General features: G+C 64.4%; 24 protein-coding genes. 17 read left to right on the top strand and 7 right to left on the bottom strand.

The genetic code is table 11. From position 1 onward, the window contains the following. Positions 1-24: 24 nt before the first annotated feature. From JYP50_RS16005 to JYP50_RS15980, 6 genes are all read right to left on the bottom strand, one after another. Positions 25-1,245 (bottom strand): CynX/NimT family MFS transporter, encoded by a 1,221-nt coding sequence (locus tag JYP50_RS16005; RefSeq protein ID WP_206561560.1) that lies wholly within the window; start codon positions 1,243-1,245, stop codon positions 25-27. Positions 1,246-1,262: 17 nt separating this feature from the next. After that, a complete protein-coding gene (gene fghA, locus JYP50_RS16000) occupies positions 1,263-2,117 on the bottom strand; it encodes an S-formylglutathione hydrolase (RefSeq protein WP_206561559.1) in 855 nt (284 codons plus the stop codon). After that, on the bottom strand, positions 2,117-3,223 hold the full coding sequence (locus JYP50_RS15995; RefSeq protein ID WP_206561558.1) for an S-(hydroxymethyl)glutathione dehydrogenase/class III alcohol dehydrogenase: 1,107 nt from the start codon (positions 3,221-3,223) through the stop codon (positions 2,117-2,119). The genes fghA and JYP50_RS15995 overlap by 1 nt, the downstream gene beginning before the upstream one ends. 74 nt (positions 3,224-3,297) lie before the next feature. After that, the gene (locus JYP50_RS15990) at positions 3,298-4,401 is read right to left on the bottom strand and encodes a PA0069 family radical SAM protein (protein ID WP_206561557.1); all 1,104 of its coding nucleotides are present in this window, start codon (positions 4,399-4,401) and stop codon (positions 3,298-3,300) included. A gap of 104 nt (positions 4,402-4,505) precedes the next feature. Then, the gene (locus JYP50_RS15985) at positions 4,506-5,615 is read right to left on the bottom strand and encodes a sugar-transfer associated ATP-grasp domain-containing protein (RefSeq protein WP_206561556.1); all 1,110 of its coding nucleotides are present in this window, start codon (positions 5,613-5,615) and stop codon (positions 4,506-4,508) included. Between the two features lie 7 nt (positions 5,616-5,622). Further along, positions 5,623-6,372: a methyltransferase domain-containing protein gene (locus JYP50_RS15980; RefSeq protein ID WP_206561555.1), complete on the bottom strand. Its 750-nt coding sequence runs from the start codon at positions 6,370-6,372 to the stop codon at positions 5,623-5,625. Between the two features lie 209 nt (positions 6,373-6,581). On the opposite strand from JYP50_RS15980, the gene JYP50_RS15975 reads away from it, so the two are divergent. From JYP50_RS15975 to JYP50_RS15900, 16 genes are all read left to right on the top strand, one after another. After that, a complete protein-coding gene (locus tag JYP50_RS15975) occupies positions 6,582-7,421 on the top strand; it encodes an alpha/beta fold hydrolase (protein ID WP_206561554.1) in 840 nt (279 codons plus the stop codon). After that, positions 7,421-8,650: a nucleoside recognition domain-containing protein gene (locus JYP50_RS15970; RefSeq protein WP_206561553.1), complete on the top strand. Its 1,230-nt coding sequence runs from the start codon at positions 7,421-7,423 to the stop codon at positions 8,648-8,650. The genes JYP50_RS15975 and JYP50_RS15970 overlap by 1 nt, the downstream gene beginning before the upstream one ends. Positions 8,651-8,829: 179 nt before the next feature. Continuing rightward, a complete protein-coding gene (locus JYP50_RS15965) occupies positions 8,830-9,699 on the top strand; it encodes a universal stress protein (RefSeq protein WP_206561552.1) in 870 nt (289 codons plus the stop codon). 502 nt (positions 9,700-10,201) lie between these two features. After that, a complete protein-coding gene (ppk1, locus tag JYP50_RS15960) occupies positions 10,202-12,340 on the top strand; it encodes a polyphosphate kinase 1 (protein ID WP_206561551.1) in 2,139 nt (712 codons plus the stop codon). A 133-nt stretch (positions 12,341-12,473) separates the two neighbouring features. Further along, positions 12,474-13,820 (top strand): ISNCY family transposase, encoded by a 1,347-nt coding sequence (locus JYP50_RS15955; RefSeq protein WP_206561550.1) that lies wholly within the window; start codon positions 12,474-12,476, stop codon positions 13,818-13,820. A gap of 272 nt (positions 13,821-14,092) precedes the next feature. Continuing rightward, entirely contained in the window at positions 14,093-14,317 is a 225-nt protein-coding gene (locus tag JYP50_RS15950; protein ID WP_206561549.1) for a hypothetical protein, read from the top strand. Next, a complete protein-coding gene (locus JYP50_RS15945; RefSeq protein ID WP_206561548.1) occupies positions 14,307-15,263 on the top strand; it encodes a DUF808 domain-containing protein in 957 nt (318 codons plus the stop codon). Before JYP50_RS15950 ends, JYP50_RS15945 begins: the two co-directional genes overlap by 11 nt. Before the next feature lie 77 nt (positions 15,264-15,340). Next, complete coding sequence (locus JYP50_RS15940) at positions 15,341-16,051, top strand: thermostable hemolysin (protein WP_206561547.1); 711 nt, start codon at positions 15,341-15,343, stop codon at positions 16,049-16,051. Beyond that, positions 16,048-17,544 carry an AMP-binding protein gene (locus JYP50_RS15935; RefSeq protein ID WP_206561546.1) on the top strand — a complete coding sequence of 499 codons (1,497 nt, stop codon included), beginning with the start codon at positions 16,048-16,050 and terminating at the stop codon, positions 17,542-17,544. The genes JYP50_RS15940 and JYP50_RS15935 overlap by 4 nt, the downstream gene beginning before the upstream one ends. Further along, the gene (locus JYP50_RS15930; protein WP_206561545.1) at positions 17,541-18,212 is read left to right on the top strand and encodes a TenA family transcriptional regulator; all 672 of its coding nucleotides are present in this window, start codon (positions 17,541-17,543) and stop codon (positions 18,210-18,212) included. The genes JYP50_RS15935 and JYP50_RS15930 overlap by 4 nt, the downstream gene beginning before the upstream one ends. Before the next feature lie 9 nt (positions 18,213-18,221). Further along, the gene (locus JYP50_RS15925; protein WP_206561544.1) at positions 18,222-19,031 is read left to right on the top strand and encodes an SDR family oxidoreductase; all 810 of its coding nucleotides are present in this window, start codon (positions 18,222-18,224) and stop codon (positions 19,029-19,031) included. Then, entirely contained in the window at positions 19,031-19,690 is a 660-nt protein-coding gene (locus JYP50_RS15920; protein WP_206561543.1) for a response regulator, read from the top strand. Before JYP50_RS15925 ends, JYP50_RS15920 begins: the two co-directional genes overlap by 1 nt. Further along, positions 19,687-20,997, top strand: coding sequence for a sensor histidine kinase (locus tag JYP50_RS15915; protein WP_206561542.1), 1,311 nt, complete (start codon positions 19,687-19,689; stop codon positions 20,995-20,997). The genes JYP50_RS15920 and JYP50_RS15915 overlap by 4 nt, the downstream gene beginning before the upstream one ends. Continuing rightward, positions 20,994-21,314 carry a cupredoxin domain-containing protein gene (locus JYP50_RS15910; protein ID WP_241263212.1) on the top strand — a complete coding sequence of 107 codons (321 nt, stop codon included), beginning with the start codon at positions 20,994-20,996 and terminating at the stop codon, positions 21,312-21,314. The genes JYP50_RS15915 and JYP50_RS15910 overlap by 4 nt, the downstream gene beginning before the upstream one ends. Positions 21,315-21,320: 6 nt before the next feature. Then, positions 21,321-22,109 (top strand): FTR1 family protein, encoded by a 789-nt coding sequence (locus JYP50_RS15905; RefSeq protein ID WP_206561541.1) that lies wholly within the window; start codon positions 21,321-21,323, stop codon positions 22,107-22,109. Positions 22,110-22,135: 26 nt separating this feature from the next. Beyond that, the gene (locus tag JYP50_RS15900) at positions 22,136-22,825 is read left to right on the top strand and encodes a hypothetical protein (RefSeq protein ID WP_206561540.1); all 690 of its coding nucleotides are present in this window, start codon (positions 22,136-22,138) and stop codon (positions 22,823-22,825) included. A 114-nt stretch (positions 22,826-22,939) separates the two neighbouring features. Here JYP50_RS15900 and JYP50_RS15895 read toward each other — a convergent pair whose 3' ends face one another. After that, positions 22,940-24,394 carry a helicase HerA-like domain-containing protein gene (locus JYP50_RS15895; protein WP_206561539.1) on the bottom strand — a complete coding sequence of 485 codons (1,455 nt, stop codon included), beginning with the start codon at positions 24,392-24,394 and terminating at the stop codon, positions 22,940-22,942. Positions 24,395-24,505: 111 nt separating this feature from the next. Between JYP50_RS15895 and ypfJ the strand changes: the two genes are divergently transcribed. Continuing rightward, entirely contained in the window at positions 24,506-25,417 is a 912-nt protein-coding gene (ypfJ, locus tag JYP50_RS15890; RefSeq protein WP_206561538.1) for a KPN_02809 family neutral zinc metallopeptidase, read from the top strand. The last annotated feature ends 355 nt before the right edge of the window (positions 25,418-25,772 follow it).

Genomic DNA, 25,772 nt, shown 5'->3' with positions numbered 1-25,772 from the left:
CGTTGTCGCCCCCACGGACAGTGATTACCTTCCGTGGGGGCGTGTGACCACCGCCCCGGAATCCTCGTCCACCACCAGTTGCAGGCGCCGGCCGGCGAGAACGCCGAACAGCATCGCCAGCGCCACCACCAGCGCCATGACGGCGCCGATACCCCCCAGGCTCACCTGTAAGTCGAGCAGCAGGCCCACCGCGAAGGGGCCCAGCGCGGCGATGCAGTAGCCGATCCCCTGTGCCATGCCCGAGAGCTGGGCGGCGATGGCCGGATTGGAACTGCGCAGCACCAGCAAGGTCAGCGCCAGGCTGAAACACCCTCCCTGGCCCAGCCCCAGCAGGATCATTGACGGCCACAGCAGCGTGTCGGGCCCGACCAGGGCGAGCACCAGCCCGCCACCGCTCATCGCCAGCAGGCACAGCAGGGCGGGGCGCTGGTCGCGTCCCAGGCGCCCCAGCCAGGGGGCGGCCAGGGCGGAGAATATCTGCATCAAAACGGACACTCCCAGCATTGTCCCGGCCAGGGATTCACCGATGCCGCGCAATTGCAGCAGGGTGGGCAACCAGCCGAACACGATATAGGCCAGCGAGGACTGCAGTCCCATCAGCCCGGTCACCTGCCAGGCCAGGGGATTGCGTGCCAGCCCCGGGTATTTTTCGCGGCTGGCGCCAAGCCCGCCAGAGGGCCAGGGGTGCGGCACCAGCAAGCGCCAGGCCAGCAGCGCCACCACGGCCAGCGCCGACCAGCTGGCGATGCTGGGCGCCCAACCCCCCAGCCACTGCGCCAGGGGCACGCTCAGGCCCGCGCCGAAGGCGCCGCCCAGGCACAGCGACATGGTGTAGACGCCGGTCATCAGGTCGGCGCGCTCGGGCATTTCGCGCTTGACCAGCACCGGCAGCAGGGTGCCGCCGATGCCGATGGCCGCGCCGGCGAGCATGGTGCCGGCGAACAGGGCCACCACCTGGTGTTGCGCCCGCAGCAGCAGGGCCGCCGCCAGCAACAGCAGCGCCAGCGACAGGGTGCGCTCCAGGCCCAGGCGGCGGGAGAGCCGCGGCGCCAGCGGTGCGAACAGGCCCAGGCACAGTACCGGCACCGTGGTGAGCGCGCCGATGGTACTCGGCGACAGCGACAGGCTTTCCTGTACCCGGCTCAACAGCGGCGCGAGGGAGGACAGGGCGGGGCGCAGGTTGAGGGCCACCAGGATCATCAGCAATAGCAGGGTGGCCGGCCGCAGGCCGGTAGGGGTGGTCATGGGCGGGTTGTCCGTCGCTAGTCGTCGCTGACCGACTTCTCGAGCTCGCGCGCGTGGAAGGCGATATGGCTGCCAATAAAACTGCTGATGAAAAAGTAGCTGTGGTCGTAGCCCGGCTGGCGGCGGATGGTGGCCTCGTAGCCGGTGTCCGCGCAGGTGGCTTCCAGCAGCTCGGTCTTCAGTTGCTCCTCGAGGAAGTTGTCGGCCTCGCCCTGGTCCACCAGCATCGGCAGTTGCAGCGCGCCGGCTCGGATCAGCTCGCAGGTATCGTAGTTTTTCCAGGCCTCGCGGTCCGGACCCAGGTAGTGGCCCAGTGCCTTTTCCCCCCAGGGGCAGCGCGTCGGCGCGACGATGGGCGCGAAGGCCGACACCGACTGGTAGTGCGCCGGGTTGCGCAGGGCGATCACCAGGGCGCCGTGGCCGCCCATGGAGTGGCCGAAGATGGAGGCCCGCTCGGTGTCCACCGGGAAATGCCGCGCCAGCAGCGCGGGCAGCTCCTCGCTGATGTAGTCGTACATCCGGTAGTGACGGGACCACGGGGCCTCGGTGGCGTTGACGTAAAAGCCGGCGCCGAGGCCGAAGTCCCAGGCGCCCTCCGGATCGTCCGCGACCTCGTCCCCCCGGGGGCTGGTATCCGGCGCCACGATCGCCACGCCGTGCTCCGCGGCGTAGCGCTGTGCGCCGGCTTTTTGCACGAAGTTCTCGTCGGTGCAGGTCAGCCCCGACAGCCAGTACAGCAGCGGCACGTTGCCGGCGCGCGCGCCGGGGGGCAGGTAGAGGGAGAAGTGCATGTCGCAACCCAGGCTCTCGGCCCGGTGTGCCAGGCGCAGTTGCTCGCCCTCGAAACAGCGGTTGTTGGCTATTGTTTCCATCAGTAGACCACCACCGAGCGAATACTCTCGCCCTTGTGCATTAAATCGAAGCCCTGGTTGATGTCGTCGAGCGGCAGGGTGTGGGTGATCAGATCGTCGATATTGATCTTGCCGTCCATGTACCAGTCGACGATGGTGGGCACGTCGGTTCGCCCCCGGGCGCCGCCAAAGGCCACGCCGTGCCAGGAGCGGCCGGTGACCAGCTGGAAGGGGCGGGTGCTGATTTCCTGGCCGGCCCCGGCCACGCCGATGATATAGGATTCGCCCCAACCCTTGTGGCAGCACTCCAGAGCCTGGCGCATGACATTGACGTTGCCGATGCACTCGAAACTGTAGTCGGCGCCGCCCCCGGTGATGTCGAGAATGGCCTCCACCACGTCGTCGACCTCGCCGGGGTTGATGAAGTCTGTCATGCCGAATTTCATCGCAAGTTCGCGTTTGGCGGGGTTGAGGTCGACGCCGACGATTTTGTTGGCGCCCACCATGCGCGCGCCCTGGATCACATTGAGGCCGATGCCGCCGAGGCCGAACACCACCACATTGGCGCCGGGTTCGACCTTCGCCCGGTAGACCACCGCGCCGATGCCGGTGGTCACCCCGCAGCCGATGTAACAGATCTTGTCGAAGGGCGCGTCCTGGCGCACCTTGGCCAGGGCGATTTCCGGCAGCACGGTGAAGTTGGAAAAGGTGGAGCAGCCCATGTAGTGGCGCAGTGGCTTGCCGTCCAGGGAGAAGCGGCTACTGCCGTCGGGCATCACGCCCTGGCCCTGGGTTTCGCGGATCGCCTGGCACAGGTTGGTCTTGGGGTTGAGGCAGAAATTGCAGGTCCTGCACTCCGGCGTGTACAGGGGAATGACATGGTCGCCGGGCTTTAGCGAGGTGACGCCCGGGCCGACTTCGCGCACGATCCCCGCGCCCTCGTGGCCGAGAATGGCGGGAAAGGCGCCCTCGGGGTCGTCGCCGGACAGGGTGAAGGCGTCGGTGTGGCAAATGCCGGTGGCCATGATCTCCACCAGCACCTCGCCGGCGCGTGGGCCCTCCAGGTCGACCTCTATGACTTCCAGGGCTTTGCCTGCTTCAAAGGCAACGGCGGCGCGGGTTTTCATGCCGGGACTCCTCGGGTATGGGTTTTTGGCCGGGTCTTGGGCCGAAGGCGGTTTTTCAGCCTACTGTAGCAACTCTAGTCGAACAGGTCGGCTTGTGCACTGACGTTGTGCCGCGGGTTGCGTGCCGGTCGTGGCGGTGTAAACAAATCGCAACGCGCCTCGATCTCACGCGCCATGTTAAAGCCCAGCTTTTTGCAGGACAAGCGGAAGCGTTGCCCAAGTAACTCCGCGAACGGTCCCGTGCCGCGCATGCGCAGGCCGAAGCGGCTGTCGTAGTCCCTGCCGCCACGGCTCTGCCGGATCAGGCTGAGTACGTGGTCGGCGCGCAGCGGGTAGTGCTCCCGCAACCACTCCTCGAACAGCTCGCGGATTTCCAGCGGCAGGCGCAGCAGTATGTAGGCGGCGCGGCTGGCTCCGGCCTCCCGGGCCTGGGCAAGAATGCGCTCCATCTCGCTGTCGTTCAGGGCCGGGATCACCGGGGCGAACAGTACGCTGACCGGCACGCCGGCGGCGCTGAGCTCGGCCATTGCCGCCAGCCGGGCGCGGGCGGAGGGGGCCCGCGGCTCCAGGCCGCGCTTGAGGTCCGCATCCAGGGTGGTGAGACTGATCGCCACCGAGACCAGGCCGTCGGCGGCCATGTCGGCGAGCAGGTCGATGTCGCGGGTGATCAGGGCGCCCTTGGTGATGATGGACACCGGGTGGCGGCAGGCTCGCAGCACCTCCAGCACCTGGCGGGTGACACGGTAGCGGCGCTCCACCGGCTGGTAGGGGTCGGTATTGGCGCCCAGGGTGATGCTGCGGCAGTGGTAACCCGGCCGGGCCAGGGTCTCGCGCAGTCGCTCGGCGGCGTTGGCCTTGTAGGTCAGCCGGGTTTCGAAATCCAGCCCGGGAGACAGGTCCAGGTAGGCGTGGGTGGGGCGGGCGTAGCAGTAGATGCAGCCGTGCTCGCAGCCCTGATAGGGGTTGATGGATTGCTCGAAGGGGATGTCCGGCGAGCGGTTGCGGGCAATGATGTTCCCGGCCCGCACCGGCCGGCACTCGGTGACCGGGCTGGGGCCGGCGATGCCGTCGTCCCACTCGCTGTGCCGGGGGCGGTAGCGGCAGTCGCGATTGCTCAGGGCGCCGCGACCCTTGCGCGGGGTGCGCTGGGCGAGGATCAGGTCCGGTTCGTTGGCCATGGCGATTTCGCAAATACTGTATGGATAAACAGTATATGCGCGACCGCGGGCTTTGCAAGCCGGGCGCCAGGGTGTCCTGGCCGCTCGATCGCGGCCGGGGCGCCTCACCAGGTCAGCAAGTCCCCCAGGGGGGCGCCGAAATTGCGCGCGCTGATGGCGGAGGGTTCCAGGTTCAACTCAACAATCAATGGCCCGGATTCGGTGATAGCCATGTCCAGGCCGGCAAAGTGCGCCCGGGGGAACACTCGCAGCGCTTCGCGCGCCAGCGCCAGGCAGGCGTCGAACAGAGGCACTTCCTGGCCCTCGATCTGGACGCCGGAGTCGGGGTGTCGACTGAAGGTGGCGGGAAACAGGTCCCCGGTCTTCGCCCTTGCCAGGCGCCCACTCGCCAGGTCGACCTGGGCGAGAATGCCGCCGTTGTGCGTGTTGTCCACCACTTCGCCCTGGCGGCCGATGCGCAAGACCATCCCCAGCACCCGCACCTCGGCTTCCTGTCGCAGCACCCAGATGCGCAGGGTGTTCAGGCTGCTGGGATTGAACCGGGCCATTTGCGGGTGCTGTTCGACGTAGCGCTCGATCAGCAGGCCGGCGGCTACCCGGGGTTCGAGGTGCTGCGAATAGAACTCGGCCACCCGCTGGAACTCCGGGCCGGCCGGCAGGCGGCGCAGCTGGACATCGCCGGCCTGAAGGCGGATCTCGGCCGCGATAAAACCTTCGCCACCCAGGCCCTCGGGCAACTTGAAACAGACGCGGGACTCTCCGAGCTCCCCCAGCAGCGCCTCGAGTTGCCTCGGGTTGGTCAGGGGACGGCAGCGCGTATCACTGCCCTGGTGGGGGTGAAGGTGGCCGAGCAGTGGCGCGGTGGGAACGCCCAGGCTCTGCAGTAAAGCCTTTTCCGCCAGCTTGTTGTCCGACAGCTTCCTGTAGACGGGGGGGTTCAGGGTATGCACCCGGTGCACGAACTCCGCGTTCTTCAGGTGGCGACGCTTTTGCGCCAGCGAGAGTTCGCGCCGCCACAGCGCATGCTCGTAGTACATCAACGGGCCAAAACGCCGGGTGAGGTAAAGGTAGGCGATCTCCAGGTACTGGCGGGTACGGCTTATACCCTCCCGGCTTGCGATGGCGCCGCCGAGCTGCCAGACATAGCGCAGCTTCGCGCCCAGCCTGGCATTGTAGCTGAGCGTTGCGGGCGGTGGATCGACAACAGAGGTCACGGTGTGTTCAGTCTTTGGCGGCGGTGATGTAGACCAGTTGCCAGTCGAAGCTGACGCCCTGGGCATCCTCGCGCAAACCCAGGTATTCCTCCGCGCCGCCGATGATGTCCTGGTCCGCGGCCCGGTCGAGGCCGAACAGGTGCCGGCAGAAATCAATGAGGTTCGCGCGGGAGGCGAATGACCAGGTGAGCGGCGGCCGGTCGACGGCTTTCAGACTCAGGCCGCACTGGTCGACATCGTCGATAAAAGCCGCGTCGATAAAATGGCCCTTGTGGCCCATGGAGTTAAAGCGGTCCACGAATTCGTTCAGGAAAGCCGCTGTCCTGGTCCCCGCCTCGACATCGGCCACGACCACCTGGCCGTCACCCCGCAAGATGCGGCTGAACTCCTTCAGGAGTCCGTGCTTGTCGTCCACGTGATGCATCGCCGCCAGTGACAGGATTCTATCGACACTGCCAGCGCCGAGGGGGAGCGATTCCAGCGCGGTTTCCAGCACCCGCTGGTCGGTGTTGCGCGGGCACTGCGAGGCGAATTCACTGGCGGTTTCCAGGCACAGCAGAAACAGGTCGTCCCGCGGCAGGTAGTCGGCCAGATAGCCGCCACCGGCCGGCACGTCGCAGAGGTCGCAACCGGGCTGGAGGTCCAGGCGCGCGACCGCCAGCTCGAATTCCTGGCGCCTGGCGAGGGGAAAGGCCGCCATCGCCGCATGATAGCGATCGGCGCGCTCCTGAAAGATCTGCTGATAGGTATCGAACACCGCTGCCCCTGAATTGTTGTTTTTTCAGTACAGTTGAGGCGGGCAGTATAACACCCGTTGGGCATGTCAAACCTGAACCCGGTCACAGATTGCAGGCGACAATCACCCGCGGGCTAGCGGGCTCTATCGGCCTTTGCAAGCTTTTGCATTGGTCGCGTTTGCATTAGTCTGGGCGCCTTCGATTCTGATTTCCTGGAGCATCTGCACGTATGGAAGACCGCCTGGAGTCCTTTGGCGGCTCGGGAACCCCCCTGGTTTTCGCCCACGCCAACGGCTACCCCCCGGGTAGCTACCGCCAGTTCCTGGCGCCACTCGCGGAGCACTGCGAGGTGATCGGCTATTGCCACCGGCCACTGTGGAGTAACCAGCCCGCGCCGCTGCGGGCGAATTGGCACTTGTTTGCCCGGGACCTGGTGGATACGCTCGAGCGCCGCGCCGCCGGACCGGTGTGGATGATGGGGCACTCCCTGGGCGCGGTGGTATCATTGCTGGCGGCGCTCAAGCGCCCCGCGCTGTTTCAAGGCCTGGTACTGCTCGACCCGGTGTTCCTGCCGTCGCGCCAGGCCCTGTCGGTACGCCTGGCGCCACACAAGACCCTGCGCCGCCTGCCCATGGTGCGCAAGGCCCTGGGGCGGCCGCATCGCTTTGGCGACACCGCGGAGGCTTTCGAATTTCACCGCGGCAAGCGCGCGTTCGCCGGCATGAGTGACGCGGTGCTGTGGGACTATGTGCGTGCCGGTACCCGTACCGCCGGCACCGGGGTGGAGCTGGCCTGGTCCCCGGCCTGGGAGGCGGCGGTGTACACCTCGGCCCCCCTGGTGTGGCCGCGACTGTTGCGCATGCGGCTGCCGACCCTGGGTCTGCGCGGCGAGACCTCGGATGTCCTCTCCGCCGCCGCCCTGCGGCGCTGGGCCCGCCTGCAACCCAATGCCGAGTTGCACACCTGCCCCGGCGGCCACCTGCTGCCGCTGGAGCGCCCCGGGGAGACGGCGGCGTTGGTGCTCGACTTTCTCGGCCGCCAGGGCGCCCTGGGCCCGCGCGACGCCTGATGCTGCACCGGATCTGGCTCGGCTTCTTCCTGCTGGCCTTTGCCAGCGGCCTGTACCAGTGGTTGGCGGTGGGGGACGCCGAGGTGTTCCAGCGCATGGTCTCCAGCCTGTTCGAGATGGCGGGACTGTCGGTGGAGCTGGCGATCGGCCTGGTCGGCCTCATGGCCCTGTGGCTGGGCGTGGTGGCGGTGGGGGAGGCCAGCGGCCTGGTCGACAAGTTGGCGCGGCTGCTGTCGCCGCTGTTCACGCGCCTGATGCCGGAGGTGCCCCGCGGGCATCCGGCCATTTCCTCGATTACCCTCAACCTGTCGGCCAACGTGCTGGGCTTGGATAACGCCGCCACCCCCCTGGGCATCAAGGCGATGAAGGACCTGCAGACCCTGAACCCGACACCGGAGGTGGCCAGCAATGCGCAGATCCTGTTTCTGGTGCTCAACACCTCGTCGGTGACCCTGTTCCCGGTCACCGTTTTGCTATACCGGGCGCAGATGGGCGCCGAGGACCCGGCCGCGGTGTTCCTGCCAATCCTGATCGCCACCAGCTGCTCGACCCTGGCGGGCCTGCTGGTCACCGCCTGGGTGCAGCGCATCCGCCTGTGGGATACGGTGGTGCTGGGTTTTCTCGGCCTGGGCTTCGTCGCGCTGCTGTCGCTGGTGGCCTACCTGGGTACCCTCGGCGCCGACGAGTTGCAGCGCCAGTCGAGCCTGGTCAGCAACCTGATGATCTTCGGTTTGGTGATCCTGTTCCTGGTGGTGGCGCACCGGCGCGCGGTCAATGTGTACGAGGCTTTCATCGAGGGGGCGAAGCAGGGCTTCGAAACCGCCATCGGCATCATCCCCTACCTGCTGGCCATGCTGGTCGCCATTGGCTGTTTTCGCGCCAGTGGCGCCCTGGACCTGGTGCTGGGCGCGCTGCGCGACGGAGTGACGCTGCTGGGTTGGGATACCCGCTGGGTGGATACCATGCCGACGGCTCTGATGAAGCCGCTGTCGGGGTCCGGCGCGCGGGCGATGATGATCGATACCATGAACACCTTCGGCGTGGATTCCTTCCAGGGACGCCTGGCGGCCACCCTGCAGGCTTCCACCGAGACTACCTTCTATGTGCTGGCGGTGTACTTCGGCGCGGTGGGGATACGCCACGCCCGCCACGCCCTGGCCTGCGGCCTGGCGGCCGACCTGGCCGGCATTCTCGCCGCCATTGCCGTGGCTTACTGGTTTTATGCCTAGCGGGCCACGCAGTGGCCGAAGACAAAATCAACCACCTTCAGGGCGGTGCCCCGGCCCGGGTCGATACCGCCGCCTGGGCGCCGGCTGATATAAATCAACGAATCGGGTGGAGAATGGCTTAACCTCCCGTCGCCTGGCCCTCTATAATCCGCGGGACGCAAACACCAAGAGGGAGCACCATGGGCAAGATGCTGGTCATCGCCGATATCAACACATCCAACGCCGCCGTGTCGCGGGGTCTCGAGCTGGCGCGCCGGCTGGGGCTCGCGGTGGAGGTGGTGGCCTTTGCCTGGGCTTCCCTGAAGGGCCTGGAGCTGGGCGCCGGCGACAAGGCGGAGGCCAGGCAGCGACTGTTGAACGCCCGTGAGCAAGAGGTAGAGGAGCGCATAGCCAAGTACCGCAAGGAGGGGCAGAAGGTATCCCTCAAGGTAGTGTGGAACAAGGATATCGTGTCCTGGGTGCTGCGCCGCGTCGAGGGCGGCAAGTACACAATGGTGGTCAAAACCGGTAACCGCTCCGAGACCCTGGTGCACACGCCGACCGACTGGCAACTGCTGCGCGAGTGCCCGGTGCCGGTATTGATCGTGGCCCGGGACAAATGGGTTCGCACCAAGCCGGTACTGGCGGCGCTCGATTTGGGCACCACCAACCGCGACAAGCGCAAGCTGAATCACCAGGTGGTGGCGGAAGCCAAGCGCATTGCCGAGGTTTTGGGCGCGGAACTGAAGCTGCTGTCGGCGGTTGAGGTGCCGACATTGCTCGACGAACTGGACATGGTCGACCCGATCAGTTACGTCAAGAAGCAGAAGCAGGCGATGCAGTCCCATATCACCGAACTCGCCGAGGCCCACAACCTGCCGCGCAGCGCCTTCCAGGTCAAGCGCGGGCCGGTGTCCAGGGTGATCACCAGCGAGGCGGCGCGGGTGCGCGCGCAGCTGGTGGTCATGGGGACCGTGGGGCGCCGGGGCGTGAAAGCGCGACTGCTGGGCAACACGGCGGAGTCGGTGTTGCAGTTGCTGCATACCGATGTCATGGCCCTCAAGCCCTAGTGGTTCCGGGGCCGGCCGGAATTTTTTTGTGACAGAGCTTGCCATTTAGCTAAAGCGGTCTATTTTGAACGTAGCACGGTGCATTTCTGCCCGTGCTACACGTCCCCTGGCCGATGTTTCCGCCCCGAAACATACGGCTGTTTTAGCCCGCCATCTCTTCCCGATTAGCGGGCTTTTTTTATACTTTGTAAATACTTAGGGGCTTCTTCTCAAGCATTTTGACATCCCTCGGCGGCCGCTGTCGCCGCGGCCATGCGCCTGTCGCGGCGGGCGGTGTCGACCCCTGGCGGCGCCGGTACGGCCGCCACCCCGGCCGGGGGGCGGGGCCCCGGAAGCGTCACCGGATTTTGGCGGATGCCGGTGCGTCGGGGCGCCGTGGGGCGAAGGGCGCGCGCCCGTCTTCCGGTCGTCACAAAACTGTCATACTCTGTCTGGACAATATCGGGTTTCGACTGACCGCGCCCCGGTGTGCGGTTCGAACCATCGATAATCAGGGAGAGTTATGGCCAGCCCGATCAAGCAGCGTCTCGTCGAATCGCACACCGACCTGTTCGTGCCGCGGGAGTTGAGCTGGCTGCAATTCAACGCCAGGGTCCTGCAGGAGGCCGCCGACCAGAGCGTGCCCGTGATCGAGCGGCTGCGCTACCTCGGTATCTTCTCCAACAACATGGACGAATTCTTCCGTGTCCGGGTCGCGGAGGTGCGCCGCCTTATCTCCGTGTCGAACGGCAAGCCCAAGCAGCAGGCCAAGGACCTCCTGGCGGATATCCTCGATAGGGTGGTGGAGCTGCAGAAGGAATTCGAGCAGGTCTACAACGTCGTGCTGCGCGACCTGCGCGGCCGGCGTATCTACATGATCAACGAACGCCAGCTCGATCCCGGCCAGGCGGTCTTCGTGCAGGAGTACTTCACCCAGACCGTACTGCCCGAGCTGGAGCCGATACTGCTGCGCTCCGACCAGTCCATTCCCACCCTCAACGACGAATCCATCTACCTGGCCCTGGATATCCGCTCTGGCGACGACTACAACTACGCCGTGGTGGAGGTGCCCACCGATCGCCTGGACCGTTTCGTGGAAATCCCCCGGCGCAAAGGCAAGGCGGGCAAGGTGTTCATCGCCCTCGACAACGTCATCCGCGCCTGTCTGCCGCAGATGTTTCGCGGCGTGTTTACCATCGACGAAGCGGCGGCCTATTGCTTCAAATTCTCCCGTGACGCCGAATTGGAGATCGATCCGGACATCACCGAGAGCCTGATCGAGAAGATGGAAAGCAGCCTCAAGCAACGGCGCAAGGCCGACGCCGTGCGCTTCGTCTACGACGAGACCATGCCCCCGCGCCTGCTGGACTATCTGCGTACCCGCTTCGGCTATGGCAAGTACGACAGTGTGATTCCCGGTGGCCGCTACCACAATTCCAAGGACTTCATGTCCTTTCCCAACGTCGGGCCCAAGTACCTGGAATTCAAGCCGCTGCCCCCCATCCGCATGCCGCGCCTGGACGAGCCGGGGAGCCTGTTCGACAACATTCGCGAGCGGGATGTATTCCTGTACTACCCCTACCACCCCTTCGACTACATTGTCGACCTGCTGAAAACCGCGGCGCTGGACCCCGGGGTGACAAATATCAAGATCTGTCTCTACCGGGTGGCCAAGATATCCCGGGTGATCGACGCGCTGGTCAACGCGGTGCAAAATGGCAAGCGGGTGCTGGCGGTGGTCGAGCTGGCGGCGCGCTTCGACGAGGCGGCCAATATCTCCTGGGCCCAGCGGCTGACCGAGAACGGTATCGACGTCATGTTCGGGGTGCCCGGTCTCAAGGTGCACAGCAAACTGATCCTGATCGAGCGGCGCGAGGAGGGGGGCACGCGCTTCTACTCCCATATCGGCACCGGCAACTTCAACGAGAAAACCGCGCGCCTGTACACCGACTTCGCCCTGCTGACCTACAACCAGGAAATTGGTCGCGACGTTCACAGCGCCTTCGATTTCCTGCAGTACAACTACAAAAGGCCCGAGTACAAGCACTTGCTGGTGTCGCCGCACACCGCGCGCAGCGGCATCGACGCGCTGATCGACCGCGAGATCGCCAACGCCCGCGACGGCTACCACGCGCAGATGATCCTCAAGTGCAATAACCTGGTGGATACCGCGCTGGTGGAGAAGCTTTACGAGGCATCCAGTGCCGGCGTGGAGGTTCACCTGATCGTGCGCGGCATGTGCTCGCTGAAACCGGGGATGCCGGGAATTTCCGAGAATATCCGCGCCATCAGCATCGTCGATCGCTTCCTGGAGCACCCCAGGGCCTATGTGTTTCACAACCGGGGCCGGCCGGTGTACCTGATCGGCTCCGCGGACCTGATGACCCGCAACCTGGACTTTCGCGTGGAAGTGTTGTGCCCGGTCTATGACGAGGACGCGCAAAAGATGATCCAGGACGTGCTGGACCAGCAGTGGCACGACAACGTCAAGGCGCGGATCATCGACGACACCCAGAGCAATACCTTTTCCAAGGGGCGGAAAAAATCCGCACAGATCCGCTCGCAGGAATCCATTCACCGCTACCTCGCCACCGGCAAGCTGCCGCGCTATCCCAAGTCGCGCATGCGCGAGCAGACGCGCAAGCGGCGTCACCAGCACTAGCTAGTGTGCGTCCGGAAACTCTACTGCGTTGAATTATAAGAGGAAATTTCGTTCAGGCATAAAAAATCCCTCCTGTTGTTGGTAAGCTTTTAAGTGCGACCCAAAAAGAAACCAACCACAAAAGGGATTTACGATGCGAGAAGCCCGCAACGCACAACCGAGTATATTTGATCGCTATGCAAAACACGAGATGGGATCACAACTGGAGATGATGTCGGCCCTGCTGGACCGGTGTCCTGCCATCGTCGATCTGGTCGAGTCAGATCTGATTGACCGTCGGGCAAAAGCGACGGGGCGTACCGGTCTGCCGGTTGAGAGCGTATTGCGTTGTGCGGTACTGAAGCAATCACGGCAACTGAGCTATCACGAGCTGGCTTTCTATCTTGAGGATAGCGGCAGTTTTCGCAGCTTCGCCCGGCTACCGCAAGGGGTTGTGCCAAGGAAATCAGCCTTACAGGCCAATATCCGCCGTATTCAACCGGCGACGTGGGAACGCATTAATCAGGCATTGATGCAGGAAGCGTTATCGACGGGCCTGGAGGATGGTGAGCAAGTGCGGATGGACAGCACCGCAGTGGAAACCAATGTACACGAGCCCTCCGACAGCAGCCTGCTCTGCGATGGCATTCGCATGCTGACCCGGCAGATGGTGAAGGCCCGGCAGTTACTGAAGGTGCCGGGCATTCGCTTTGCCGATCACCGCAAAGCCGCGCGCAGTCTGGGCCGGCAGGTGTTTTACACACGGGGGGCGACAAAGAAAAAGCCTTTGTATGAAGCGCTATTGTCCTATGCTGAGCAAGTGCTGGAGGAGAGCCGGGAAGCATTGAAGCTGGTTGAGCGATTACAGCAGGATGGCCCTGTGTATGCGCAATGGGTGTGGCAGGTCACGCATACCCGACAACTGTTGAGGCAGGTGATTCAGCAAACCAGGCGTCGTGTTATCGATGGGGAGCAGGTGCCTGCATCGGAGAAACTGGTGAGTCTGCACGAACCCCACACCGATATCATCGTGAAAGGCAGCCGGGATGTTCAGTACGGGCACAAGATCAACCTGACCACAGGCCGCCAGGGGCTGGTGCTGGACGCCACGATTGAAGCAGGTAATCCGGGCGACGTGACGCGCTACCTACCGCTGATTGAACGTCAGATGGCTCTTTACGGCAAGATTCCAGCAGCAGTCGCGGCGGATGGGGGTTATGCGAGCGTCCCCAATCTCAAGGGCGCGAAGGCATTGGGTGTGAATGAGGTGGCCTTCCAGAAGAAGAAAGGATTGGCGATCGACGCAATGAGCAGCACGCCGGCGTTATACCGGCAATTGTGCAACTTCCGTGCTGGTGTTGAATCAAACATCTCCGAGTTGAAGCGGGCCTACGGTCTGGCGCGCAGCCTGTGGCGTGGCTTGAAGGGGTTCATGGCCGAAGTCTGGTCAGCAATCTTCAGTTATAACCTGGTGAAGATGTCTCGACTAATCGCCACATAACGACATTGTTGCTGGTGGAGGTGTTGTTGAGAGCGGAAACTGGCGTTCCCGCGGGAACCCCGACGGCAGGAAACGCGAAATTGAGGGCTTTGGCTCCGAAGTTCGGAGCACAGAGCCAAAACAAACAGGAGTCTATGTAGTGGGAAATACTTGTACACAAAGACTCAAACGAAAATGCCCGTTTCCGGATGGGCACTAGCTACTTTCACATTCTGTTTGCGCTGTCACCTCACTCGGTTACACTCAGCCAGAGCGCGAAACGGAGTGGCGAGATGATTGGATACGTTACCCTGGGCACCAACGACATGGAGCGTGCCAAGTATTTCTACACCACCTTGCTGGCCCCCCTGGGGGCCAGTGTACTGATGGACATGGGGCGCTTTGCCGCGATTGGCAATACGCCGGGAGCGCCCATGCTGTCGATATGCACGCCCTGGGACGGGGAGCCGTCGACGGTGGGCAACGGCACGATGGTGGCCATACCCCATGGCGGGTAGTTCCCTCCTTGTCCTGATCGACGACATCGCCACCATCCTCGATGACGTGGCGGTGTTGTCGAAAGTGGCGGCCAAGAAAACCGCCGGGGTCCTCGGCGATGACCTGGCGGTCAACGCCGAGCAGGTTTCAGGGGTCAAGGCCGACCGCGAGTTGCCGGTGGTGTGGGCGGTGGCCAAGGGCTCCTTTCGCAACAAGTGCATCCTCGTTCCCGCCGCGCTGTTGATCTCGGTGGTGGCTCCCTGGCTGATTACACCGCTGCTTATGCTGGGGGGGCTGTTCCTGTGCTACGAGGGCTTCGAAAAACTCGCCCACTCCCTGCTGCACAGCAAGGCGGAGGACGAAGCCCATCACCGGGATCTCGCGGAGCACCTGGCCGACCCCTCGATCGATCCCGTGGCCTATGAGAAGCGCAAGATCCGTGGGGCGATCCGCACGGACTTTATCCTCTCGGCGGAGATTATCGTGATCACCCTGGGCACCGTGGCCGAGGCCGCGTTTTCCACCCAGGTGCTGGTGGTGTCGAGCATCGCCCTGGTGATGACCATCGGCGTCTATGGCCTGGTGGCCGGGATCATCAAGCTGGATGATGCCGGCCTTCATCTCGCGGAGTCCGCGGGGGAGGGGGCCTGGGCCGGTTTTCGGCGCTGGCTGGGGCTGAGACTGCTGGACTTTGCCCCCCTGCTGATGAAGACCCTGGGGGTGGTGGGCACCGCCGCCATGTTCATGGTCGGCGGCGGGATTCTGGTTCACGGCCTGCACCCGGTGGCCGAGTTGATCGACCACCTGGTGCATGCGGGCAGCGCCTGGCAGGTGGTTGGCCCGGTGATCGACGTCGCCGGCTTCACCCTGCTGGCGGCCCTGTGTGGCATTGTCGCCGGCGCGCTGGTCATGGCGCTGGTGGGGGTCGTGCAGCGGGTGCGCGGTGGCGGGGCGGCCGAAGCCTGATATCTCTTTTTCCGGCCTTAAGTTTTTACTAAGGGGGCAGGGTTAACCTTTCGTCAACCATAACGGGAGGTGACCAGATGTATACCCAGTTATCCACCGCGGCGCCAGCCGCCAGCCCCGCCCCACCGGCGCCCGGGATTGTCCGCTGGCAGCTGCCGGAGCTGCGCGTCTACAGCGGTGGGGAAGACGGGTGCGGGGTTCTCTCTCGCTATATTACCCAGGTATTTGACTCCGCTTACGGTGCGCGTATCGGCGAGTTCATGCCGCTGCTGGTCGGGCTTTTCGAGGACGGAATGCCGGTGGCCTCCCTGGGCCTGCGCCGGGCCAGCGGACAAACCCTGTTTTGCGAACGCTATCTCGATCAGCCCGTGGAGTACTACGCCCGGACCTTGTTTGGGGACGACGGCGACCGCGGCCGCATCATGGAGCTGGGCAACCTGGCGGTGACCCGCAGTGGCTACAGCATGATCCTCTACCTGGTGACGATGGCCGCCTTGCGCGAGGCGCGGGTCGATTACCTGCTGTTTGCCGCCAACCGTTCTGTTCGCCGGTCGCTCAAGCGTTGTGGCTTTACCCCACAGGGCATCGATGTCGCGCGGGCCGAGCGCCTGCCGGACGGGGGCGCGCAATGGGGCAGCTACTACGCCTCCGACCCCATGGTCATGCTGGCGGACATCGAACTTACGGCCCGCCAGGCCGCGACCCGCGCGGAAATGGTGGCCTGCCTGGAGCACTACGCCGGATCGATCCGCGAGCTGGCGGAAAAAATACAGCTGGTACGCGAATGATTCGCCTTCTGAATGTACTGCGGCAGCGCGCCGCCGAAGCCGACGCGACCCCGGTCCTCGCCTGCGCCGGCGGGGAATTCAGCGCGCAACAACTGCTGGAAAAGCTGGACGCGCTGCTCGTGGAGCTTCGCGCCAGCGGTATACGGCGGCTGGCCCTGCGCGCCGACAACGGTCCCGGCTGGGCAATGCTGGATATCGCGGCCCAGCTTGCCGGCTTGGTAGTGGTGCCAATTCCGACTTTCTTTTCAGCGGAGCAAACCCAATGGGTGCTCGACCAGGCGGGGATCGACGGTGTTTGCGCCTCGCGGTCGGACGCGTGGTTTCCCGGCATGGCCGGCGGTGACAGCCTTGGCGAGCTTGGCGTGCCGGACGAGCTGGTGCTGGCGCGACGCCCGGTCCCGGAACCGGTCGAGCTGCCTCGGGGGACCTCCAAGATCACTTTTACCTCGGGCTCCACCGGCCAACCCAAGGGCGTCTGCCTGTCCACTTCCCAGTGCATGGCCGTCGCGGAGTCGCTTTTGGCTCGCAGCGGGCTTCGGGGCGCGCGGCACCTGGCGATACTGCCGCTAGCCACCTTGCTGGAAAACATCGCCGGACTGTATATGCCGATACTGGCGGGCGGGACGGTGATACTGCCAGGGGCGCGCGAGGTCGGCCTGGCCGGTAGCGGCGGACTCGATGTGCCCAGAATGCTGTCGGCAATCGATCACTGGCAACCCAATAGCGCGATCCTGGTCCCGGAAATCCTGCGCGTTCTGGTGGCCGCGACCGGCGCTGGCTGGACGCCCCCTGGCTCACTGCGCTTCCTCGCGGTGGGCGGGGCGAGGGTGTCGCCGGAAATTGTGCTGCGCGCCCGGGAACTGGGTTTGCCGGTCTACGAGGGCTACGGCCTTTCGGAATGCGCGTCGGTGGTATCGCTCAACGCGCCCGGGGTGGATCGGCCCGGGACCAGCGGGCGCATATTGCCACATGTATCCGTTCGCGAAGTGGACGGAGAGCTGCGTATTTCCGGCAACGCTTTCCTGGGCTACCTCGGTGACCGCGCGGGGTGGAGCCCGGCCGAAATCGCCAGTGGTGACCTTGGTCGGGTGACCGAAGACGGGTTCCTGGTGATCGAGGGGCGCAGGAAAAACCTGCTGATTACCTCGTTTGGACGCAACGTAAGCCCCGAGTGGGTAGAAAGCGAGTTGTTGGCCGGCGGCGTCCTGCGCCAGGCCGTGGTCTTTGGGGATGGCCGTCCCGGTTGCTGTGCGCTGGTGTATCCGCTGCATCAAACGACCGCAGACGAAGCCATCGATGGCGCCATTGAAGCCGCCAATGCACGACTGCCGGATTACGCCCGCGTGCGGGGCTGGCACCGGCTGCCGCGGCCGCTGGAGTCCACGCCCGGGCTGTTGACCGCCAATGGCCGGCCCAGACGCGAGGCCATCGCACGATATCACCGTGAAGACATTGAGTCTCTCTATCCACACGAGGAGTCCTTGCCACAATGAGTTTCTATACTACCTTGGTTGAATCCACCGCGGGCGAACGCAACGCGCTGATGGCGACATCGCTTGTACGGGACGCGCTGTCCGGGCAATTGACCCGTGAGCGCTACGCCGCGTTTCTGTGCCAGGCCTACCACCATGTGCGCCATACGGTCCCCCTGCTAATGGCCGTCGGCAGTCGCCTCGACGCGAGCCGGGAATGGCTGCGCAGCGCGGTGGCGGAGTATATCGAGGAGGAAATCGGGCACCAGGAATGGGTGCTCAACGACATCGCCGCCTGTGGCTACGACCGGGATCTGGCGGCGGCCAGCCAGCCCAATCCGGCCACCGAGTTGATGGTGGCCTATGCCTACCATGTCATCGACCGGGTCAATCCGGTGGGCTTTTTTGGCATGGTTCATGTTCTCGAGGGCACCAGTATTGCCGTGGCTGACCAGGCGGCGGAGGCGATCATGGGCTCGACCGGATTGCCGCCGGAGGCATTCACCTACCTGCGCTCCCACGGGGCCCTCGATATCGAGCATGTGGATTTTTTCCGGGGGTTGATGGACAAGGTGGACGATGACGCGGACAGGGCGTTGATCCTGCACTGTGCGGGTATGTTCTATCGCCTTTACGCGGACGTGTTTCGCGGCGTTGAAGCCGATCAGGTGGCCGCGCTCGCGGCATAGGAGGCGTTCGTGGACATTGCCGGAAAGCGAATACTGCTGACAGGGGCGACGGGAGGGCTGGGCCGCGCACTCGCCGTGCGCCTGGCGGATCGGGACGTGGAACTGGTGCTGGTGGGGCGCAAGCGGGCGGCGCTGGACGAACAGCTCGGGGCCCTGCCCGCGGGCAATCACCAGTCGGTGCTCGCCGACATAGCCTCCGTCGACGGGCGGCGGGCGGTCGTCGATGCCGTGGGTGGATCGTTGGACGGGCTGATCAATTGTGCCGGTGTCAACACCTTCGGCCTGTTTGCCGACCAGTGCGCCGATGACCTGGAGCGCCTGCTGCGGGTGAACGTTATCGCCGCGGTGGAGCTGATCCGGGACCTGTTGCCGGTACTGGGGCAGCGGAAGTCGCTGGTGGTGAACGTGGGTTCGACCTTCGGCACTATTGGCTATCCGGGTTATACGGCGTATTGTGCCAGTAAGTTCGCCCTGCGCGGCTTTACCGAAGCCCTGGCCAGGGAGCTTGCGGACAGTTCCGTTCGCGTGTGCTATTTCGCCCCCAGGGCGATTCGCACGCCGATGAACGATGCCAATATCGAAGCAATGAATGCAGAGCTGGGGAACACCATGGATACGCCGGAGCGCGTCGCCGATTCACTGGTGAAGTTTCTGGAGCAGGGCAGGGCGCGGCGGCATGTCGGTTGGCCGGAGCGCCTGTTCGTAACATTGAACGCCCTGTTGCCGGGTATTGTCGACGGGGCGCTGGCGAAAAACCTGCCCGTCATCCAGCGTCACTGCCGTGGCGATGGCGCGTCGTCGCTGAGTCCCCCTGGCTGATGCGCGTCCTGTTGGTGGAGGATGATTTGTCCCTGGCCAGCGGGCTGGAATCGGCCCTGGGCCGGGAGGGCTTCGCCGTCAATCACGTGGCCAGGGGCAGGGATGCGCTGGCTGCCCTTCGCGCCGAATCCCACGACACGGTGATCCTGGACCTGGGCCTGCCGGACATGGACGGACTCCAGGTACTCGCGGAATTGCGGGCCGCGGGGGATCGCACTCCCGTCCTTCTGTTGACAGCCCGTGGCGAGGCCGACGACAAGGTGGTGGGCCTGGACCGGGGAGCGGACGACTATCTGGCCAAACCATTCGATATGCAGGAACTGGCAGCCCGTCTGCGGGTCATCGCCCGGCGTTTGTCCACCACCGCCAGTAACCGGGTGATCGTGGGCGCGGTGGCGCTTGATTCGGCGGCGCACTCGGTGACGGTCGACGGCGCGCCCGTGCAGCTGCCGCGACGCGAGTACATGCTGCTGAAGGCGCTGATGGAAAACGCGGGGAAGGTGCTGACGCGATCGACCCTGGAGAATCACCTCTATAGTTGGGGGGAAGAGGTGTCCAGCAACGCGCTGGAAGTGCACATTCACCACTTGCGACGCAAACTGCCCGAGGGCTTTATTCGCACGGTGCGTGGGATCGGATACAGTATCGCGTTGACATGAAGTCCATCCGTGCTTCCCTGGTGGCGATGCTGGTGGCGGCATTTACGCTGGTATCGTTTCTCGCGGCCTTACTGGGTTATCGCGCCAGCATGGACAAGGCCGAGGACCTGCTGGATTCACAGTTGCGTTATGTCGCGGAGATCCTGCAGGCCGTCGATACCACCGGCGCGGCCGCCCGGGCGGCCCCGGATACCGAAGGGCTTGCATTCCAGGTTTGGCGTGAGGGTTCGCTGGTGCGTTATTCCGCCGGCTTGGACGAGGCCCCCATCGTGCGCCTGGAAACGGGTTATGGCTACGCCAATTTCGCGGGGTTTCGCTGGCGAACCCTGGCCAGAAGCGACGGTGCCGGTACCTGGTACCTGGTCGCCGAGCGCGCCGATTTGCGCTATATCCTGGCGGAGCGGGTGATCATGGAGTCGATTCTGCCGCTGTTGACCTGGATTCCCGTGGCGGCGGTGGTTATCTGGGTGCTGGTTGGCTGGGGGCTGCGCCCCCTGCGGGCACTGTCGGAACAGATCAATCGCAAGGCCAGTGACGACCTGTCGCCGCTGTCGTTTCCCGACCCGCCCACCGAATTGGCCCCGGTCATCCGATCCACCGATGCCTTGTTGGCCAGGCTGTCGTCGGCCTTGCAGCGCGAGCGGGATTTCGCCTCCCACGCGGCACACGAACTGCGTACACCGGTCAGCGGCATGAAGGTCCATCTGCACAACCTCTCGGAGGAACTGCCTGCCCATCCCTCGCTGGCGCACCTGCGTTCCGACGTGGCGCGCATGCAGCACCTGGTCGAACAGATCCTGGACCTGGCGAGATCCCAGCCGGAACAGATAGGTCGAAGCTTTGTCACGGTCGATTTACATCATTTGGCGGAGCGGGTTACGGCATCGCTGTGGCCGGACTTTACCGAAGCGGGTGTGTCCCTTTCCCTGGCGGGACAAGCCTGCCAGGTGCACGGCGACGAGGGCTTGCTCGAGACCCTGCTGCGCAATCTGTTGGAGAATGCCTGCAAATACGGCGGCCGCGGTGTCGAGGTCGAAGTTTTCACAACTGACTCGGCGCAAGGACCCGTGCTGACGGTGGTGGACAGCGGTCCCGGCATACCCCCGCATGAGCGCGAGCGTGTGTTCAGTCGCTTTTACCGCGCTGTGGATAGCGATCGCAAGGCCGTCTCCGGGGCGGGTCTCGGGCTCGCCATTGTGATGCAGATCGCGCAGCTCCATGGCGCCACGGTGGCGCTCGGCGAGCGCGAGGGGGGGGCAGGTCTATCGGTTGAGATCACATTCCCCCGGGCGGGCGTGCAAACATGAGAAGGATGGCTCTGGGCATGGCGTTCGTTGCCGGGGTTGCCTCGGCGCAGGCGGCGCCGGAATACACTCTCGTCATACGCGATCACCTCTTCGATCCGGCGGAACTGGTGATACCGTCGGACACGCGGGTGAAACTGGTGGTTCACAACCAGGATGCCACGCCGGAGGAGTTCGAGAGCTACGAACTCAACCGTGAAAAAGTGATTCTGGGTGGCCGCAAGGCGACCATTTATATCGGCCCGCTGTCCCCCGGAACCTATCCTTTCTTTGGCGAGTTCAACCCCAGGACCGCGCAGGGAAAGGTCATCGTGGAGTAGGGACAGGTGCTGATCAATTCCGTTGTGCTCGTACTGCGCGAAATTCTCGAAGCCGCCATCCTGGTGACGGCCCTGATGGGTCTGGCGCGTATTGTCGGCCTGGGGCTGACCTGGTTTTACGCCGCGGCAGCCGCATCGCTTGTCGGGGTGATTGGCCTTGCGGCGGTGCTCGGCCCGGTTACCGACATGCTCGATGGAACCGGGCAGGAGGTGATCGGCGCCGCGCTGCAATACGGCGTTTACCTGTTGGTGCTGCTGGTTATTCTCGATACCCGGCAACGGGTTTGCGGCCGGCGCCATTCCCGCTTCACCGGATGGTTGATGGCCGCCGCCGTGGCGCTCGCCGTTACCCGGGAGGGGGCGGAAATCCAACTGTATATTGGCGGCTTCATGAGTGTTGTTGAGTATCGCCAGGCGGTGCTGCTGGGCAGTGCGCTGGGAGCGGGTATCGGCATCAGCGCGGGGATTCTTTTCTACTGGACGCTAGTGACCCGCCCGCGGCGCTGGGCTTACCCCCTCTGCCTGTTTTGCCTGTGCCTGCTGGCCACCGGGATGATCATGCAGGGCACGCTATTGCTGGAACAGGCGGGGTGGGTCCAGGCCGGAGAACCGGTGTGGAACAGCAGCGGGATAGTTTCTGAACAGTCGATTGCCGGCGAGCTGCTGTATGCCGTGTTTGGTTATGAAGCCACCCCGGGGCCCTTGCTGATTGCCCTGTACGGACTGGGCCTGGCGCTGTCCCTGATGGCCAGTATCTATGCAATCCGCTCGAGGGCTGGAGGAGGTGATGATTGAGTAGGTGTATCCGATACGGGTTGTCGATGCTTGCGTTGAATGGCTTTGCCTGTGGAGTTCTGGCTGATGGCCTGGCCATTGACAAGGTGTACCACCCCTACGTCGATCCGCTGGCCTGGGAGCTGGAGTGGCGGGTGACACATGCTGATTATAATCCGGCGAGCGATATTGACCGCGAGGAGGTTCACCGGTTCGGGCTGGCCAAGGCCGTTGCTCCGGAGTTGATGCTGGAAGGTTATTTGATCGCCGAACGCAGCGCCAACCAGGACTTGAAAATCGAGGGCTATGAGCTCGAGGCTCTGTGGCAGTTGACGGAACAGGGAGAAAAGTCACTGGACTACGGTTTGCTGTTTGAACTGGAGAAAGAGCGCGGTCAGAACGCCTGGGAAGGCGCGGCGAGCCTGTTGCTCGAGCGTGAACTGGGCCGCTATAGCGTCACCGCCAACATTGAACTTGGCTATGAGTGGGGAGAGGACATCCGCGATGAGTGGGAAACCGGCCTGGCGTTGCAGGCGCGATATCGGTACCGGATGATCCTCGAACCAATGCTGGAGTTTTACCTTGGCGAGGATACCGTTGGCTTGGGGCCCGCAGCCCAGGGCAATATTCGCCTGGGAGGCATGAAAAGCCTGCACTGGCAAACCGCGGTCGTGGTCGGGGTGGACGGCACGACGCCGGACTATACTTTACGCGGTCTGTTGGAATACGAGTTCTAGGCAACACAGCCAGGGTTATGACCGATGAAGGGCCGGGCGAGCGATATTGTCGCCGGCGCCGCGGGGCCTCCCTCGACGGGGTGCGTAATATCGCGCGGGCCAATTGGCCGGGTATTACTTTTTCAACAGCGAGCCCAGAATACCGCGAAACAACTGCCGGCCGAGGCTGCTGCCCGCGGCCCGTGCCATGCTCTTGAAAAAGGCCTCGCCGGAACTCTGCCGGTTTGAGCGGCGGCCCCGGGATTTGCTGGCGCGCGCCTCGCGTTCGGCTTCTTCCCGCTGTTTCAACGCCTCGGCGGTGCGCTCCGCGAGAATTTCATGGGCCGAGCGCGGGTCCACCGTATCGCGGTAGCGGCGCTGGTTGGGGTCGTGGGCCAATACCGCCTCGCGCTCCGCCGCGGTGGCCTTGCCCATGCGGGAGTGGGGCGGGCGCACCAGCACGCGCTCCACCGGCGCCGGCACGCCGCCTTCCTGCAGGGTCGACACCAGGGCCTCGCCCACCCCCAGCTCGCCGATGGCCACTACCGTGTCCAGTGAGGGATTGTCGCGAAAGGATTGTGCCGCCACCCGCACCGCCTTGCGCTCTTTCGGCGTGTAGGCGCGCAGGGCGTGCTGCACCCGGTTGCCGAGCTGGCCCAGCACGCTGTCCGGGATGTCGGCGGGGCTTTGGGTGACGAAATAGACGCCCACGCCCTTGGAGCGGATCAGGCGCACCACCTGCTCGATTTTGTCCTGCAGGGCCTTGGGTGCGTCGTTGAACAGCAGGTGGGCCTCGTCGAAGAAAAACACCAGTACCGGCTGCTCGGGATCGCCTAGCTCCGGCAGGTTTTCGAACAATTCCGACAGCAGCCACAACAGGAAAGTGGAGTAGGTGCGCGGGCTGCGTATCAAGGTGTCGGCGGCCAGCAGGTTGATCACGCCGCGGCCGTCGCGGGTGGTCTGCATGAAGTCCTGAAGTTGCAGCGCGGGTTCGCCGAAGAAGGCCTTGCCGCCCTCGCGCTCAAGCACCAGCAGGCGGCGCAGGATCGCGTTGACCGAGGCCGTGGCGACGTTGTAACCACTGCCCAGTTCCCCGCGGTGCTCGCCGAGATAGGACAGGGTGGAGCGCAGGTCCGCCAGGTCCACCAGCAGCATCCCTTCCCGGTCGGCGAATTCGAATACCAGGGTCATGACCCCTTCCTGGGTGTCGTTCAGGTCCAGCAGTCGCGAGAGCAACTGCGGCCCCATCTCCGATACCGTGGCCCGGATCGGCGTGCCCTTGTCGCCAAACAGGTCCCAGAACGCGACCGGGTAGTCCCGGGGCTGGTAGTCCGCGATGCCGATCGCCTGCAATCGCTGGTCGATCTTCGGATGGGCCTTGCCAGCCTGGCACATGCCGGAGATGTCGCCCTTCACGTCGGCCAGGAAGACCGGCACGCCGAGGTCGGAAAAACCCTCGGCCAGGCACTGTAGTGTCACGGTCTTGCCGGTGCCGGTGGCGCCGGCGATCAGCCCGTGGCGGTTGGCGTAGCGTGGATGGAGAAATACCTGGGCGGCCTCATTGCCGCCGATGAGAATCCCTTCGCCCATGTGTTAGTGCCCCTGGATAGTCCCAAGGGGAACATCTTAAGCAGCTTTGTTACCGCTTGCCACCACCGGGGCAGGTGCTAATGTATGCAAGTGATCCCGGGAGTGACAGCCATGCGTTGGAAAAGCGGCAGGCGCAGCAGCAACATCGATGACCGACGCGGCCAGACGCCGTCCTACGGAAGGGCGGCCGCCGCGGCGCCGGCGCTGCTGCGCTTCCTGCCGGCGCTGATCCGCAGCAAGACCGGGCGCAGTATCCTGATTGTCGGTGTCCTGGTGGTTGTCGGTGGGCGCATGTTGGGGGTGGATGTGCTGTCGCTGTTTCTGGGCGGCGGCGCGGGCAGCGGCGGCGCCACCGCCCCGGCGCAGCTGAGCGCCCGTGAGCGGGAGCTGGCGGATTTCACCGCGGTGGTGCTGGCGGATACCGAGGATACCTGGCACGCGATTTTCCAGGAACAGGGGGGCAGCTATCGGGAGCCCACGCTGGTGCTGTTCTCGGGACGGGTGAATTCGGCCTGCGGGATGGCCTCTGCGGCGGTTGGGCCGTTTTACTGCCCGGGGGACCAGCAGCTCTACATCGACCTGTCTTTTTTCGGCGACCTCAGGGACCGTCACGGCGCGCCCGGGGATTTCGCCCAGGCCTACGTGATCGCTCACGAGGTGGGCCATCACGTGCAGACCCTGCTGGGCATCAGCCAGCAGGTGCGCGCGGCCGGCCGCGGCAAGAGCCAGGCGGCGGTCAATGCGCTTTCGGTGCGCCAGGAGCTGCAGGCGGATTGTTTCGCCGGCCTTTGGGGGCACGCGGCGAATACGCAGCGCCAGCTGCTCGACCCCGGTGACCTCGAGGAAGCCCTGCGTGCCGCTTCGGCGATCGGCGACGATCGCCTGCAGCGGGAGGCGGGCAGGGAGGTGGTGCCGGACAGTTTTACCCACGGCACTTCGCAACAGCGTGTGCGCTGGTTTCGCGTGGGCTTCGACAGTGGTGATTTTTCCCGCTGTGATACTTTTGCGGAGGGGACGATTTAGATATGGAAAACGAAAGCGGTGGCCTGATTGTTCGAAGAGGTGCTTCCACGCCCCGGCCCTACCTACGCAGCATGTAGCCAGTTGGGGTATATAAATCACATGATATTGAATCTCGCTCCGTAGAGAGGGACGGGAGGCGGGTTGGGGTTCGAACAATCAGGCCACGCTTTTAGGGCTTGTCATCACCGGAGGGGGCTTTACCGCGAGCACTGGTCGAATCCCAATTTTTGCGCAGCAAAAATGGTTGAGTTGCGCAGCGGCCCGGAGGTGATGACAAGACCAGTGGCCGTTCGGACCCCAACCCGCCTTCCGGCCCGACTTGCGAAGTCGCAAACCCTTGCCGACCAAAGAAGAC

It is taken from the genome of Parahaliea mediterranea (assembly GCF_017255185.1).
Classification (GTDB): domain Bacteria; phylum Pseudomonadota; class Gammaproteobacteria; order Pseudomonadales; family Halieaceae; genus JAFKCZ01.
The sequence above is the reverse complement of the archived record's forward strand: the minus strand, read 5'-3'. Positions and strand labels throughout refer to the sequence as shown.

Excerpts from the sequence above, each read along its gene's own strand:
- JYP50_RS16005 (WP_206561560.1), bottom strand. The coding sequence starts at position 1,245 with ATGACCACCCCTACCGGCCTGCGGCCGGCCACCCTGCTATTGCTGATG.
- fghA (WP_206561559.1), bottom strand. The coding sequence starts at position 2,117 with ATGGAAACAATAGCCAACAACCGCTGTTTCGAGGGCGAGCAACTGCGC.
- JYP50_RS15995 (WP_206561558.1), bottom strand. The coding sequence starts at position 3,223 with ATGAAAACCCGCGCCGCCGTTGCCTTTGAAGCAGGCAAAGCCCTGGAA.
- JYP50_RS15990 (WP_206561557.1), bottom strand. The coding sequence starts at position 4,401 with ATGGCCAACGAACCGGACCTGATCCTCGCCCAGCGCACCCCGCGCAAG.
- JYP50_RS15975 (WP_206561554.1), top strand. The coding sequence starts at position 6,582 with ATGGAAGACCGCCTGGAGTCCTTTGGCGGCTCGGGAACCCCCCTGGTT.
- JYP50_RS15970 (WP_206561553.1), top strand. The coding sequence starts at position 7,421 with ATGCTGCACCGGATCTGGCTCGGCTTCTTCCTGCTGGCCTTTGCCAGC.
- JYP50_RS15965 (WP_206561552.1), top strand. The coding sequence starts at position 8,830 with ATGGGCAAGATGCTGGTCATCGCCGATATCAACACATCCAACGCCGCC.
- ppk1 (WP_206561551.1), top strand. The coding sequence starts at position 10,202 with ATGGCCAGCCCGATCAAGCAGCGTCTCGTCGAATCGCACACCGACCTG.
- JYP50_RS15955 (WP_206561550.1), top strand. The coding sequence starts at position 12,474 with ATGCGAGAAGCCCGCAACGCACAACCGAGTATATTTGATCGCTATGCA.
- JYP50_RS15950 (WP_206561549.1), top strand. The coding sequence starts at position 14,093 with ATGATTGGATACGTTACCCTGGGCACCAACGACATGGAGCGTGCCAAG.
- JYP50_RS15945 (WP_206561548.1), top strand. The coding sequence starts at position 14,307 with ATGGCGGGTAGTTCCCTCCTTGTCCTGATCGACGACATCGCCACCATC.
- JYP50_RS15940 (WP_206561547.1), top strand. The coding sequence starts at position 15,341 with ATGTATACCCAGTTATCCACCGCGGCGCCAGCCGCCAGCCCCGCCCCA.
- JYP50_RS15935 (WP_206561546.1), top strand. The coding sequence starts at position 16,048 with ATGATTCGCCTTCTGAATGTACTGCGGCAGCGCGCCGCCGAAGCCGAC.
- JYP50_RS15930 (WP_206561545.1), top strand. The coding sequence starts at position 17,541 with ATGAGTTTCTATACTACCTTGGTTGAATCCACCGCGGGCGAACGCAAC.
- JYP50_RS15920 (WP_206561543.1), top strand. The coding sequence starts at position 19,031 with ATGCGCGTCCTGTTGGTGGAGGATGATTTGTCCCTGGCCAGCGGGCTG.
- JYP50_RS15915 (WP_206561542.1), top strand. The coding sequence starts at position 19,687 with ATGAAGTCCATCCGTGCTTCCCTGGTGGCGATGCTGGTGGCGGCATTT.
- JYP50_RS15910 (WP_241263212.1), top strand. The coding sequence starts at position 20,994 with ATGAGAAGGATGGCTCTGGGCATGGCGTTCGTTGCCGGGGTTGCCTCG.
- JYP50_RS15900 (WP_206561540.1), top strand. The coding sequence starts at position 22,136 with ATGCTTGCGTTGAATGGCTTTGCCTGTGGAGTTCTGGCTGATGGCCTG.
- JYP50_RS15895 (WP_206561539.1), bottom strand. The coding sequence starts at position 24,394 with ATGGGCGAAGGGATTCTCATCGGCGGCAATGAGGCCGCCCAGGTATTT.
- ypfJ (WP_206561538.1), top strand. The coding sequence starts at position 24,506 with ATGCGTTGGAAAAGCGGCAGGCGCAGCAGCAACATCGATGACCGACGC.